Below are 14,315 nucleotides of genomic sequence, written 5' to 3'. Positions count from 1 at the left end.
AAAAATGGATAAATCAATTAACACCATTTATTTTCCTTCAGATATTTGCGATTTATTCGCAGAATTGCTTCAGAAAGACATGCTGAATGTAAAAATATTATTTTTCATAGGGCAGTGTCAACAGAAGCAAAAGCATGTTTCGATAAAACATATAACTGAAAATATCTATGATGAAAGAAGAGTAGCCATTAAAAATAGTCAGAAGAAACTAGTTAGCTTTAAAAGTACGAATACATTAATTGACCGTAAAGCAGCTGAGAAAATTGTTGATCGATTGGTTCATGCTTCATTGATTCATGTAGAAGTGGAATGGCCTTATAAGTATTTGAAGTTAACAGCTAGAGGTTTACAAGTGGCTCAAGTAATTAAAGAAAAGATGGGGGACAAACGTAATGACTAAATCATTTATTACTAATAAACCAGCACTTAATATGACAGTAGTGGGCTTTGGGCAAGCTGGAGCACGTATCGTTGATGTTTTTGCTAAATATCAAACAGCAGAAGGAGAACAAACATACAATTGTTTAGCGTTAAATTCAAATACTGGAGATTTTAATGAGTTAAAATTTATTGATCCTAATAACCGTATCAGTTTTGATTTAGGTGGATTAGGGAAGAATCCCGAAAAAGCAGAAAAGATATTAGCGAAAAACGAGCAAGTAAAAGCTAAGATGCATGAATTTATTTCTAAAAAATTGCGGGTGAAAGATGATTTGGTTATTTTTGTATGTGGATTAGGTGGAGGCACAGGTACTTCAACGATTGTTAAAGCAATAGAGGATTTCCAGGAGATACATAATAAGCCGATAATTCAGCAAGTACTTAAGAAAATGATTGAAACAGTTGGAGAAGACTTTTATAAGCAACATGAAGTGGAAATTAATAAAAAGGCCTTAAAAGCAGCAGAAGAACAGTTTGTGAAAATCGGAGTAATTGCTTGTTTACCGCTAGCACAAGAAGGACCGGACGTGTTACGCCAAGTGAATAAATTCGCAGATAAGATTTGGAAACTAGCAAATGATCCTACTAAAGGCGTTTCTTTCGTGATGTTTCCTGATAACGAGTTTTTCTATAATAACTTTAAAAATTTACCTCAGACTACAAAGGCTACCTTTGATAATTATCGGGATTATTCTAATTTTGAAATCGCAAATACCATTCACGAAATTAATACAGCAGCCATGCAAGGTGGAACTAGTATTGTGATGGACAGCCAGGACTTAAAACGAGCATTGACTGAAAATCAGGGCTGCTTAATTCTATCTAAACAAGAGGTTTCTAGTGATGTAGTAGAGACAGCGCATGATATTAAAAAGTTATTTGAAAAAGCAGTTATGACGAGTAGTATGCATGCACCCATTGAATTAGTTTCAGAGCAAAGTTTATTTAAAGTACATCATCTGGGGTTATTGGCATCCATTGATTCCAAAAAGGACTATGGAAATGGATCATATATGGATGCTGCGTCTGAATATGTACTTAATAATGTACCGATTGTAGGGACGATTTTTAATGGTTATGTTCAAGAAAAGAATGAATCTACAGTAACTGCTTATGTATTTTATAAAGCAGATGCTTTACCACAACGTTTAGCTAGGGGGCTAGTTGAAGAATATAACGAATACGTAACTAATATTAAGCAAGTAACTTTCAAGAGTGCAAGCATTGCTGAAATTAAAGAAAATGAAGTTGATTTATTTGGTGGTGAAGCACTGTCAAATTTAGGACTAGAAGATTTAAATTCAACTGAGACAAAAAAAGAACAACCTGCTGATATTTTAGCAGCTTTAGATGACTTTGATTTTACGTTTTAATTAAGCAGTCTCATGAGTAAGCTCTGGAGTAATCTAATGAGCTTGCTCATGAGTTTTATGCTGAGCCAGTTGATGAGACTGCTAGCATATTCTTGTTCGGAATTTTAGTAGTCAAAATACTAATCATGGGGTGAGTGAGCTCGTGAGACTCAGGCTCACCTGGTAACTCACCTCCAATCCCTTTCATACTAAGGGTTTGCTCCTATATTTAATTACCCTAACTAAATAGGTAGAACCAGCATCAAAGAGAGGATTTTATAAGTGGAAGTTTCTTATTTACAAGCATCTAAAATACGTGAAAAACTGTGTAAGATTTTGTACTTTTGTAGAGGTGCAAATGCTATTGTTTTAACGCAGTATTTTAATGAAAGTTTATATTATACACAACAACAGAAAAAGCAGATAACAAATCAGTTAGTAAGATTAAAAGAGGCAGGGGTTGTAACCTCAAAAAAGCTTGAAGGTAAAGATGTAGGATCAATGTATTACCTATCAGCAGCTGGCTTGGAATTGGTTTATAAGCTTCTTAATATTAATACACTTCAAGCAGGAACGATGTGGCAGCATTACGCTTCTAAAAATATTAATTTTGATGAATTAAAAGAATACGAATACGATACATACAAACCACCAGTAAGACAGTACTCGCATCATCATTTAATTTTGCAATCAATTATTTCGTTATTTGGGAAAGAATCTGATTTGCCTTCATACCCATTTCGGTTGACGCTAGATGCCACAGAAAAATATATTTATAAAAATGAAGAACGAATGTTAAAGCCGGATGTGGAAATTATGGTTGAAGATAAAATCTATACATTAGAGATTGATCGCTCCACAGAATCTTATAACCAATTAGTCGCTAAGTTTGAAAACTATAAAAACTTTTTAGATTATACGGTGAAAGAAAATGTAACAACACCAATTACTAAAATCATTTTCGTATATGATGACAAAAATTCAAAGCATGGAGTGAGTAGACGCTGGGAAACGATTATGAAGGCATTTCTTGAAGGGATGAATATTAAAACAGAATCGTTAAAATGGCCTTTAATTGAGTTGTTATATGTGAAAATTAGTGATTTATCAAATGCTATAGACCATTTAACACTGACACAAAAAAAAGATATAAATGAATATTGGAATGAATCATATAAACCGAAAATTATTCCTTTATTAGAAGAGCCTTTAACAAAGGTTAAGGTTTTTGAAACCTGTTCTATTATCGCTGTAAGTGAAAATAATAAGCAAGTATTTTTTGCAGCAGAATACCCTTATTTAACAAGTGATTTTTATCGACAAATACTATTATTTAAACGTGAATGGAAATATAATTTTGATTGTTTTACGAATTATAGCAAACCAAATCTCTTTCCAATAATTATTACTCCATATAAAAAAGAGAATTGGAGGTTGAATTGGAGGAATACAGAAATAGATTATGGATTGAAATATGAACTAGATTATATTTTTAACCTGGTGGAATGTTGTTGTAATTCATAACTTTAGAAGAGCGTGTATCTGAAAGGTACGCGCTTTTTTATGTTTTAATTAAGTAGTATAGTAAAACATAATACTTTTAATGCACTTTTAGTAGCGTTTGAGTAAAAATTTAGCAATAAATGCATTACATATATTTACCGATGAGGTAAAATGTAACTATAATGATTAGGCAGATAAGGAGTACTATTATGGCATTCGGGCAACATCAAACATTTTATTTAAGGCAACAATGGATAAATAAAGGATTACGTGAAATTAGAGAAGACGGTCGCTTTTTCTATAGAGAGGATCATTTTGAAATATTAGGTGTCGGAAAAAATATGGCGAAATCGATTCGCTATTGGTTAACTGCGATGCAGCTTGTTGAGGATGTACGTGGGACACAAACCGAAGTTGTATTAACGGAGTTAGCTGAAGTAGTTATGCAGTTTGATCCATACATAAAAAGTAAACAAACGCTTAGTTTGTTACATTATTTATTAGTTACGGAAGAGGAAGTTGCGACTGCGTGGTATTGGTTTTTCAACGTATTTAATGAGCGTGTATTTAACAAAATGATGTTAGTAGAGCAGCTAACAAAATGGACGCTTGAAAATTATTCGAGACCTGTTTCGGCAACGACGATTAAGAGAGATATTGATTGTTTAATGCAGCTCTACGCGCTAAAGGAGTACCGAAATCAAACACCTGAAGATGTAATTAAAAGTCCGTTTGAAGTGCTTGAGTTAATCCAGGAGACAACAGGGACGAATTATCTGAAGGCGAGCTTGAATTTTAAGCAAAATACAGGTGTATTATATGTGACATTGCTTAAATATTTTGCTAAGCATTCAGTCACCGAAGTTAGTCTAACGGACTTACAAAATGCTGAGGAATTATGGGGACGCGTGTTTAATTTAAACCGTGATGCAATCATCAATTACATAGATGAAATTCAGCAAAAATATCCAATTAAGTTTACTAGAACGAACCGTTTAGATGTCGTCCGTTTAGAGCAAGATATGCATTGGTTAGATGCATTACGACAAGTGTATGAAAATGAGGTATTAACATGATGAGTTTCCAGCCAAGCATTAATATTATGTACGATATTGGTAAAGTCGAGCTGTTTGAGAGCTTTGTACCGAACATAAATCAACTAGAAATTATGGATCGTGTGTTAAATGATACACTCAATAGTGAACAGCATGCTCATTTGCTAGTTGGACCATATGGTGCAGGTAAATCATTAGTAGGTGCGATGATTACAACGATGATAACGAATACAAGTATTGATAAAAAAACTTATAATCAGTTTTTTAAAAGTGTTTTCAAAGTAGACCAGGACTTAGAAGATAGCATGAGAACGGCACTTGTTCGAAACAAAAAGACGTGGATTCCTATAACAATAACGGGACGAAGCGGCAATTTCGAGCAGATTATTTTAAATAGTATCCAAAAAAGTCTAACAGAGAAAGAGATTTCATTTACGTTAAAAAATGATGTGTCTTACATAGAAAACTTACTAGAACTTTGGGAAGAACAGCACCCTGAAATGCTTTCAAATTTAGCGAATGCTTTAGCGAGTTATGATATTGATATTTCGACTTTTAGAAAGTCATTAGCAGAGGGCGAAGAACAAGCGATTCATTTATTTAAAAATGTCTATTCTGAAATTGCTTTTGGAATGTCTTATCATAACCCAACGAAGATGAATTTCTCTGAGCAGCTTGAGTATGTGTTTGATGTGTTAGATAAGCAAAATATAGGCGTCTTTATCGTGTTTGATGAGTTCGGTCGTTTTTTACAAACAGTAGCGAACAGCAAAATTTATGAGACAATGCAGCAAATTCAAGATTTAGCGGAGCTTGTAAACCGTAAACCAAATGCGTTTGTACTGATGATTACGCATACAGGTCTTCAACAATATGCGAATGAAAATACAGCGTTTACGAAGGGTGAATTAGAACGTGTTGAAAAGCGTTTCTTCGAGCATCGATTAGAAAGCGATTCGTCGATTTTTTACCGTGCAGCTCACAAGTTATTGAAGAAAAATTTAAAGCAGCAAACGGATATTTTTTTAGCAGAAGAATTGGAACGTTTAAGATATCCGATTTTACGCTATGAGCTATTCCCCAATATGTCAGCAGAAGAAATCAACGGTCTAATTTTAGAAGGTTGTCATCCAATCCATCCATTGGCAATTCAAATGCTTCCGAGTATGTCGAATTTACTTGGCCAAAATGATCGAACGCTTTATTTATTCTTAAACAACTTTAAGGTGAAAGACTATTTAGAGTCAGGATATTATGCCGATCAACTGTTTGACTACTTTTATCCGGATAAATCGTCGTTATTAACGCTTGATTCGATGAAATACTATCGTTTAGCTGTAAATTATAAAGTAACAGACGAAGCAATACGTTTAGTGAAATTGGCGACGTTGTTAAATTTAATAAACAATCGTTTCAAGTTAACAGATGATTTCATTCAATTTGCGTTAGGGATTGAGGAAGCAGTTGCGAAGGCTGTTATTAAAGAGCTAAAAGCAGTTAAGTTACTGCGTTTTAATCCATTCACAGATTCATATGAACTGTATGAAGGCGCAATTGTTGTGTTTGAGGAGCTTTATAAACGTGTTGAAGGACAAGTGTTGTTAAATGACGAGAAGAGAATTGAAAGCATTCAAGAAATTTATGGTGACAAGTACCATTTACCGTTAGGCTATAACACGATTAAAAGTATGACACGCTACATTCAGACGGAATTTGTCTTTGCACAGAAAGAAATGGAACTAGCTTCAGCAGGTGATGGAACGCTTTTATACATTTTAGCTAGAAATGCTAAAGAAGCGAAAGAGATGAAGAAGTTTGCTCAAGCGTATGAAGGTAACGACATACTTTTCGCTGTAGCGGAGCTGAAGATACAGGAATTAGTAGAAGATACGAATAAATATGTCCTGTTAAAAACGATGTTGAAAATGCCAGAGCTTTTAAATGAGCACGAAAATTTAGAGCAGGAAATTATGATTCGCCTTGATACGGTTGGATTCCGTATTCAAAAGTTGCTACAGCCGTTAAAAGAATTTAGTTCGGCAGTTGTCAACTTCTATATTAACAGTGAAGAGGTTTCGTTGACGAGTCCAGCAGCTTTTTCTGCATATATGGATCATTGGATGATGAAGCGTTTCCCAAGTACACCAGAGATACGAAATGAAAACTTTAATAAACGTAATGCAATGAAAATACAGCGTAAAGCTGCAATGTACCTGTTAAATCAGATTATGCATCCGAACTTTTCAGGCGAATTTAATATTACAGGGAATGGCCCGGATTATTTAATAGCAGCAACGACATTTAAAAATTTAAGATTTAATTTTACTAATTTAGATCAGCAGCAAACGCCGGAGCTAAAGCTTTTACGTGAGTGTTTAGTAAAGCATATAGAATCGGCTGATCGTAATTCGATTTATAGTTTGTTCTCGGTTGCACTATTTGAGCCGTTCGGTATTCGTGAGCCAATTGTACCGCTGTTAGTTGTTGCGTTAATTCGTGATAAGTGGCATCAGATGGCATTTTACTCGCATGATTTAAGCATCACACAAGTAACAGCTGAAATGCTTTATGAAGTGTTAGAGCAAGAAGTACATTTCTATGAGTATGAAATCTATCAGTTATCAGAAGAACAACAGCAGCTACTGCAAACAATTAATTATCAATTCTTCAATGATAACAACCCGATTCATCCTAATATGTTGTTCCAAATGCTTAATAAATGGTTGTTGAACTTGCCTCGATTCACTCAAATTACTGGCAAGCATAGTGGGAAAATTCAGGAGTTCAAGGAAATTATACGTGCAAGTGAAACAGATCCATTAGCAGCGAGTGAAAGGGTATTAGCAATGGGGCTAAATGAGATTGATTTAGCGGATATTAAAGCTGAATTGGAAGGGTATGTAGAAGGCTTTAAAAATCAAATTCATTTAGAGACATTAGATTTATTTAATGCGCAGACAGTTTATGAAATTTCATTGGTGCAACAAAACGCTATTCAGAATTCACCGCAGTTAAAAGAAATCGTTGAATTATTTGAGTCTTCAGCAGACATCGATGCAGTGATTTTAAAGGTTGTCGGTATTCGATTAGAAGAATGGTCGGATGTAACTTATGATTCGTATTTCGCAACTTTATCGCAGTATTTAAAGGCTTCTTCTACTAGCAATGAGATTCGTCTAATGGATGCCGATCAAGTGCTTATGACGATCCAAGAAGTCGATTTATCGGTGAAAGGGAGGACGATTTATAACCAATTACAGCGTATTGTACAAGCGGGTGGAAAGACAATGAATCCGGATGAAGTGAAATATATTTTGTATAAGATTTTACAAGAAATTAAAATTAATTCTTAGAAAGAATAAAAGGTGCTGTATTTAGCAATACCGTTTATTCTAGATACTTAATTTGTTTTGCTGATTGATCAATTATTTATTGTAATTTTTTCGCTTTCATTGGAAATGTTTATAACAAGTGGTTAAACAACATTACCAATGAAAGAGGGACTATATGATTAAAATCATTGATGGTAACAAACTAGAAAAAGGACAGCGTATTCAAGTATATAGAAACCTTCGTAAAAATAATTTTTCAATTAGAGATGTAAAAACTCGTCGCGTAATTGCATATGGAACAGACATAATTCTTTCAAACATAAGAATGTATGTACAAAAAGGAGGGCGTGAAAGAGTGATACGTGAGAAATGGAAAAATATCCATGCTTTTGTTTCAGGAACGTATGAAGGAGATAACTATGTAGATTTAAAAGATTGGGAAGTAATTTATTATAATCCATACACGACAGATACATTTATTAATAAAACAACTGGTGAACCAATATATCGTGCTAATGTTGCTTATTTATCTAAAGGAAAATGTTTTGTCAAAGTAGGAAAGTATGCTAAAAGCTTTTGAAACCTATAGTATAATTTAGGGTAAGATAATACTTTAAAAGCCACCTATTTTTAAGTTAAAATAGGTGGCTTCTTAAATTTAAATTATGAATACGAACAAACACAAGGAATTGTATCATCCTTCTCACTCAAGTACTTTTCAAGCCCATCGCGATCCATCATTTCACGATATTCTCGTAGGGTGAATGCTTTACTGTTACGTTTCAAAATAGAAACGTCTTTATCGAATTTTTCACGGAATCGTTCTTCCATAGCTTCTTGTTCGGCGTATTGATCTGGCCATACTTTGTAGAGTAGGGCGTAGTGGCCTAAACCTCCACGAACGCAGCGACCAGCACAGTTAGCATGGCTGAAGCCGAAGCCATACATACGAGGTAGGGCAATTTTCCATTCGTCACGTATGATTTTTTTTGTGTCTAAGTCTTCTGTGAACGTTTCGATCATCGGAAAACGTGTTGCAATTGGCTCAATCGGATTGTGTTCATAGAAGTTTTGTAAGTTGATTGCACGATGAGATTCGTGTGGACCTATTCCGAAATAAAGAATTGGCTCTAAATTATGCTCATCTCGCAGCTCTTCTAAATAGATGAGCGTTTGGCGTACTTTAAGTTCCTCAGAGCATTTCGCCATGCGCGAGTTCCCTAAGAAACGTACATCATGAAACACTTCTTCAGGTGTACGACCGTCGATGCGCGTTGTAATTTCAAGACCGATATATTCAGCAACCTCATCCATGAATCGGTAGTTATCGATATCTTCCCAAAGTGTATCAGTGAAAAATAGGACACAATTTTCTTTTCCATATTTTTGCACAATATGATAAGCAACGTAAGCGGAAGACGCGCCTCCGCTGAACATTGCTACGTGAATAGGTTTACGACCATGATTATTTTCTATCTGACCAGCGTTTAAAATTCCTAAGGCATTCGTACCGCTACCGGTTTTTTTTGTTTTGGCTTTATTGATATTCATATAAATTCATCCTTTGGTGATCTATTGAGTTTAAAGTTTTTAAAAGTTCTGGAGATGTCGACGTTATTATAGATTTTTTAAAACTTCATCAGCATTAACACTTGTAAAGAAAATTTGTTGTTCTTTAATAAATTCATATGCGTTCTTCATTAAATCCTGATCAGTGGCGCCCTTTTCAATAATTTTCTCATACAGAACTTCTATGCCACCAAGAACATACCTTTTAAACACGGTTATATTTTGTAGATGTTTTTCGTTAATTTCTTCAATTGAGTCTTCACGAAAAGCACGTGAAATTCGATCATCAATGGATAGCTCATCTTTTTTGTCTAACAACATAATAAGTCTATAAATAAACTCTAGTGTAGCACTTTCACCAATTAATTGCTCGGTATGAATTTGTGTACGTTTGTCTTTATAATGCTCAGACTTGTTATCCTCAACACCTAATCTATTATATTGAAAACCAACGACCGCTGCATTTATGTAAGCATCTAAGTGTCGTTTAAAAAAACCTTTTTCTTTTAACAAATCAATATAAGCGGAATGTTTACCAACAATGATTATGTTTTTATCAAAAATCATAATTTACTCACCTCTTTAATTTTAGTACTGATTTCTGATTGTTTATCTAGGTAGTATTCTTTACCTACTCTATTACTTAACGACTTCTCAGCGTAATTCCAGTCTTTAGCCATTACGATAAGAATAAGCTGATTAGCTACATTTGGTAATACTTCTGAGATGTTTTTCACGTGTTTTTCATCAGCATTAGAGAATGGGGCATCTAAAATTAATGGGTAAGCTTCAGCATCTTTTTCATAAGCATTTTTTAGCTTTTCTTTAGCTAAATCTACTAAGCCCGAAATGAATGCAAAGTTTTTCACCGTCTCTAATCCTTGTGACTCATCTGTATGAATGTCCTCTGATAAGTCAGTAGTTACTAAGTTAACACGGAAGTTTTTGTCGATGGTTACTTTTCGTTTGCCATGATACATTTTCAAGAAATATGTATTCACTTTGTTTTCAAGTTGCTCTTTAATCTCTTTTTCACGATTATCACGGTGAGCAGTAACCCAATTTAATATTTCTTCAGCATATCCGATGTAGCCAAGAAGTTCATTGTTTTTATCAGAAGTTTGAATGTTTTTTTCGTAAATCTCTTTGTTATCTTTAATAGCTTTATTAGTGACGCCTAACTCTTGGTTTAACTGCGCAATATCTTTATTGAGTGTAGCGATCTTAGATTCAAGTTCTAATAAAACTGCTTGATGTTTATCCACACTGTCATGTTTTTTTAGTTCATCGTTTAGATATTGGATTTCATCTTCCAATTCGCTTAACCTTTGAACAGCGGTAAGAATATTTTTATAGCTATTTTCTAAGTGCGAGTAAAAGCCAGAACTAGTGCTTAATGACATGTTTAGTTTATCTTTAAAATATTTTACGATAGTCCCAATTGATTCAGGCGGTAAATAGCGCATTTCATTTGTTAAATGGTTATAAGCATCGCTTTCAGTTTCGATTTTCGTGCCACACACGCAAATACCTCGGTTAATAATATCTTTAATTGCATTAGCATTCATATCGCGTATCGAAGTTTTATCAAAATCTGCATTAGATAACTCATTTAAAGCTTTTTGGAACAATGAAAAGCCTAAAAACATGTGGGTATTATTTCTAAAGGAATTATAAAATTGATTTTGTGCATCAGTTAAAGAATTTTTTTCAAAGTTATATAGCTTTAGTTTTTTATCCTTTTCAGCTTGTAATTGAGCTGTTTTTTCTAAAGATCGTAAGATATCCTTTTTTTCATCAGCTGCTCTTTTATATGCTTGCTCTTCTTTCCTTTTTTGAGCGATGCGTTCCTCTAATAGTTCTAACTTTTCTTCAGCTTCTGTGAATCGTTTATAAGCTTCAGCTGCTTTCTTATTGCCTTCTAAGTTTAAATTACCGTTTAGCTGACCTAAAACGCTTCGACTTTTAGTAGCTGAGCCTAGGTGTTTAATCATATTATCTAGTACTGTTAATCCAAGAATACCTTTCACCGAATTAGTAACATCTGTTTTCGAAGTGACATTACCGAATCTTTCAGTATCATATAAGAAATAAATCGATAAATCTTCGGGAAGTATCTCATTAATTTTATTTTGAATTTGGTGGGATGGAATTTTATCAGTGCCACCATTTGCTTTTTTATAGTGCATTTCTACTTTGGAAAGGGCATTAGCCTTTAATTCAGAGCCTTTTACATAGTGAGTTAGTGAACGTTCGATTGTATAGTCGATACCTTGATGTTCAAGATCGATAATAATTTTAATATCCGCAGTTGCATTGTTTAATAAAGTTTGTTGGGCTACAAATGAGTTTAATAGAGAATCCTTGCTTTTAAAGTTCGCAGTCCCATAAAAGCACCATAAAAAGGATTGTAAAAGAGTGGTTTTACCACTTGTATTATCACCTAAAATTAATGTTATATTTTGTGATTCATTATTTGAAAATTCAATTACGTGGTCACCTTGAAATTGTCTGAAGTTATGAAGTGACAGTTTTTTTATTATCATATTTACACCTCTAGTAGTTCTTATTAGATTCCTCAATAATTATTTTTCTAATTTCGTCTAACATTTCGTTTTCAGTAAAAGCTTTTGTTTTTAAATTTTGACGTTCCAAGTCAATAATTCTAATTTTCATCGTTTCGAGTTTATCTTTATCAATTTTTGTAGGCAAAGTATTATTCAAAATCATTTAGAGAATACTCCTCTCTGTTTAGTAAATAGTAATCTTGTATTTTAATTATTAATTCATCCGCAACTGAAGAATTTTCGGCAACTTGAGCAAAATCTTTCATTCTTTCGATTTCACGCAACGGTAAGGATTTTAATGAAGTAATCTCTTCATCACTAAATTGGTCAATATCTTCAAAAGGGATAGGCAATGTAATAAAGTCGTAAATATGTGCGTACTTCTTACCTTTAAACTTACGTAGCACCCTTCCTCTACGTTGAATATATTCTTTTGGGTTCGTGCTACTAGCTAAAATAAAAGCTTTTTGAATACTAGGGATATTTACGCCCTCATCTAAACATCTAATTGCGACAAGAGCTTGTAGATGATTAGCTTTATCGAAAGCTTCTTTAAGTTGTTCGCGTTCAGCCGCAGATTCTTCCGATGTAAACTTTGCTACTTTCAAATCTAATTCATTTCCGAGTAAATTCATAACAACGTCTATTTGTCGTTTTTCTTCACTATCGGAACTACCCTCTTCATAGCTAGGATCTGTAATTGTTGTAGCGCCACAGTAGACGAGTAGATGAGACTCGTTTTTACACATAGATATTTCATTAGCAAGTGCTTGAATTTTACTAGTTGCTCCTGCAATTAATTTTGCGCGTTTTAATAAAAGCATCTTTGCAGAATCGGACATAACGACTTTACCAAATTTATTTTTTCGTATCATAGAGCCAATACGAGCCGTTAGTTCTCGATATTCGATTAACTCTTCTTCGTTTAAGAAGACCGGGATTGGATAGTAATAATAAGGTGTAAGCATGTCATTACGAATGGCCATTTCAAGCGTATACTCAATACAAATCTGACCGAAATAATTCATTAAGGCAGCTGTACCTTCTTCATCATTATGTCTTTCGATTGTTGCCGACAAACCGAGTCGGTATTTAGCGTGATGAGGTAGCTTAGTTTGTAAATGCTCAGCACCAAAATTATGAGCTTCATCTATGATTATTAAAAAATCACGTTCCACTGAATTTAGTTGTTGCTGCACATAAGGTGTACTGAATGATGCGTTAGTAGTGACGAAGCAAAAATGATAATTCACGTCTAGGTTGTAAGCTTCAATTGTATTTTGTAATCGTTGCTTCCATTTTCTCTGTTTTGATGCAGAGTGCCCGATGATTGGTTTCATATTGAATAATTCAATATCTTCCACCCACTGATCTACTAAGTGCTGATATGGACATACGATAATGATAGCTAGTTTATGATTTACTTTTTTAAATAAATGAGCAGCAGCTGCAAGCCCTGTAATGGTTTTACCTGTCCCAGTAGCCATGTTGAAAATGCCATGAAAACCATTTAGTTCCCATGATTCAATAGCATTTTTTTGGTATTCACGTAAATAAACATTACTTGGTAAGATAGGACCTTTAATTTTTTTACTTTCTTCGATATTTCGATTAATAATGTAAAGCTCTTGTTCATCCAGATCTAATTCAAGTTCGTCCGTCTCAAATGTTTTAATTTTGTCAAGAGCAATCTCAGGAAATGGATATGTACAAATATTTTTAGCTTCATTATTCCAAATAGATGAAAATGAATTGATTTTAGAAGTAACCCTCTCAGCATCGCCTGTCCATGACGTAAATACGTCGATCGCTTCGTAGTTATGTGAAAATGCATTGGCTGTTTCGTTTAATGAGCCAGAGAATGCGATATGGTTGCCTTCGCAATCTTCTACGATTCCTAATTTATCGTGAAAAATTCCAATACCATTACATTCCTCAATTAATGCGATTTTGATATCTAGTAGGCCATTACTGATTAAATGGGCTAGTAGATTTAGTCGCTTTTTCTGAAAGACGTTGAATTCCTCATCGAATACTGAAAGTAAGCTCTTTTCGATCACTTCTTGCTTTTGCTTATATCCATATGCAATTGCTTCAATATCATCTTCAGAAAGATTTGGAGAAACTATTAAACGTATTTTTCCGTTGTTTTTAAATAGGCCACTTAACCCTCTTGTAATTTCAATCAATGCAGTTGATGAAAAGAATCCGACTGCTCGATCATAGCGAGTTGAATTTTGTAAAACAGGGATATAAAAATCTTGGACAACATTGTCCTCAAATGAACGATATTCTTTTTTTAAATGTATTATCTTAAACGACATAGGTTAATAGCACCTCACTCGATTACTTTAAAGGTAAAATTTTACTATATATAAATAGAATAACATTAAAAAAAGTAAATATATACATATTTATTAGAGGAATTTTACAAATACTATACATTTTTGAGAATTTAACAAGTATATAGTAACTTTACTATATTAAGTTCAATTT

11 protein-coding genes are annotated in these 14,315 nt (G+C 33.8%); 6 read left to right on the top strand and 5 right to left on the bottom strand.

Annotation, left to right across the window (positions count from 1 at the left end; genetic code table 11):
• The first annotated feature begins 4 nt into the window (after positions 1-4).
• From AC0VXV_RS16435 to AC0VXV_RS16410, 6 genes are all read left to right on the top strand, one after another.
• Positions 5-400 (top strand): hypothetical protein, encoded by a 396-nt coding sequence (locus AC0VXV_RS16435; RefSeq protein WP_475529279.1) that lies wholly within the window; start codon positions 5-7, stop codon positions 398-400.
• Entirely contained in the window at positions 393-1,814 is a 1,422-nt protein-coding gene (locus AC0VXV_RS16430; protein ID WP_475529278.1) for an FtsZ/tubulin family protein, read from the top strand. Before AC0VXV_RS16435 ends, AC0VXV_RS16430 begins: the two co-directional genes overlap by 8 nt.
• Before the next feature lie 261 nt (positions 1,815-2,075).
• Complete coding sequence (locus AC0VXV_RS16425) at positions 2,076-3,317, top strand: replication-relaxation family protein (protein ID WP_475529276.1); 1,242 nt, start codon at positions 2,076-2,078, stop codon at positions 3,315-3,317.
• A gap of 188 nt (positions 3,318-3,505) precedes the next feature.
• Positions 3,506-4,372, top strand: coding sequence for a DUF4007 family protein (locus tag AC0VXV_RS16420; protein WP_475529274.1), 867 nt, complete (start codon positions 3,506-3,508; stop codon positions 4,370-4,372).
• Positions 4,369-7,704, top strand: coding sequence for a hypothetical protein (locus AC0VXV_RS16415; RefSeq protein ID WP_475529272.1), 3,336 nt, complete (start codon positions 4,369-4,371; stop codon positions 7,702-7,704). Before AC0VXV_RS16420 ends, AC0VXV_RS16415 begins: the two co-directional genes overlap by 4 nt.
• A gap of 154 nt (positions 7,705-7,858) precedes the next feature.
• Positions 7,859-8,263 (top strand): hypothetical protein, encoded by a 405-nt coding sequence (locus AC0VXV_RS16410; RefSeq protein WP_475529271.1) that lies wholly within the window; start codon positions 7,859-7,861, stop codon positions 8,261-8,263.
• A gap of 83 nt (positions 8,264-8,346) precedes the next feature.
• Here AC0VXV_RS16410 and AC0VXV_RS16405 read toward each other — a convergent pair whose 3' ends face one another.
• The 5 genes from AC0VXV_RS16405 to AC0VXV_RS16385 all read right to left on the bottom strand — a co-directional run bounded on the left by AC0VXV_RS16405 (position 8,347) and on the right by AC0VXV_RS16385 (position 14,143).
• Positions 8,347-9,234, bottom strand: coding sequence for a phosphoadenosine phosphosulfate reductase domain-containing protein (locus AC0VXV_RS16405; protein ID WP_475529269.1), 888 nt, complete (start codon positions 9,232-9,234; stop codon positions 8,347-8,349).
• A 66-nt stretch (positions 9,235-9,300) separates the two neighbouring features.
• The gene (locus tag AC0VXV_RS16400) at positions 9,301-9,819 is read right to left on the bottom strand and encodes a hypothetical protein (RefSeq protein WP_475529267.1); all 519 of its coding nucleotides are present in this window, start codon (positions 9,817-9,819) and stop codon (positions 9,301-9,303) included.
• The gene (locus AC0VXV_RS16395; RefSeq protein ID WP_475529266.1) at positions 9,816-11,798 is read right to left on the bottom strand and encodes an AAA family ATPase; all 1,983 of its coding nucleotides are present in this window, start codon (positions 11,796-11,798) and stop codon (positions 9,816-9,818) included. The genes AC0VXV_RS16400 and AC0VXV_RS16395 overlap by 4 nt, the downstream gene beginning before the upstream one ends.
• 10 nt (positions 11,799-11,808) lie before the next feature.
• The gene (locus tag AC0VXV_RS16390; protein WP_475529264.1) at positions 11,809-11,982 is read right to left on the bottom strand and encodes a hypothetical protein; all 174 of its coding nucleotides are present in this window, start codon (positions 11,980-11,982) and stop codon (positions 11,809-11,811) included.
• Entirely contained in the window at positions 11,969-14,143 is a 2,175-nt protein-coding gene (locus AC0VXV_RS16385) for a DEAD/DEAH box helicase family protein (protein WP_475529263.1), read from the bottom strand. The genes AC0VXV_RS16390 and AC0VXV_RS16385 overlap by 14 nt, the downstream gene beginning before the upstream one ends.
• Positions 14,144-14,315 lie beyond the last annotated feature (172 nt).

It is taken from the genome of Solibacillus sp. iso_87 (assembly GCF_056173085.1).
This window is presented reverse-complemented; position numbering and strand designations above follow the sequence as displayed.

What these genes read in the sequence shown, in the direction of transcription:
- AC0VXV_RS16435 (WP_475529279.1), top strand. Translation starts at nt 5, where the DNA reads ATGGATAAATCAATTAACACCATTTATTTTCCTTCAGATATTTGCGAT.
- AC0VXV_RS16430 (WP_475529278.1), top strand. Translation starts at nt 393, where the DNA reads ATGACTAAATCATTTATTACTAATAAACCAGCACTTAATATGACAGTA.
- AC0VXV_RS16420 (WP_475529274.1), top strand. Translation starts at nt 3,506, where the DNA reads ATGGCATTCGGGCAACATCAAACATTTTATTTAAGGCAACAATGGATA.
- AC0VXV_RS16415 (WP_475529272.1), top strand. Translation starts at nt 4,369, where the DNA reads ATGATGAGTTTCCAGCCAAGCATTAATATTATGTACGATATTGGTAAA.
- AC0VXV_RS16410 (WP_475529271.1), top strand. Translation starts at nt 7,859, where the DNA reads ATGATTAAAATCATTGATGGTAACAAACTAGAAAAAGGACAGCGTATT.
- AC0VXV_RS16405 (WP_475529269.1), bottom strand. Translation starts at nt 9,234, where the DNA reads ATGAATATCAATAAAGCCAAAACAAAAAAAACCGGTAGCGGTACGAAT.
- AC0VXV_RS16400 (WP_475529267.1), bottom strand. Translation starts at nt 9,819, where the DNA reads ATGATTTTTGATAAAAACATAATCATTGTTGGTAAACATTCCGCTTAT.
- AC0VXV_RS16395 (WP_475529266.1), bottom strand. Translation starts at nt 11,798, where the DNA reads ATGATAATAAAAAAACTGTCACTTCATAACTTCAGACAATTTCAAGGT.
- AC0VXV_RS16390 (WP_475529264.1), bottom strand. Translation starts at nt 11,982, where the DNA reads ATGATTTTGAATAATACTTTGCCTACAAAAATTGATAAAGATAAACTC.
- AC0VXV_RS16385 (WP_475529263.1), bottom strand. Translation starts at nt 14,143, where the DNA reads ATGTCGTTTAAGATAATACATTTAAAAAAAGAATATCGTTCATTTGAG.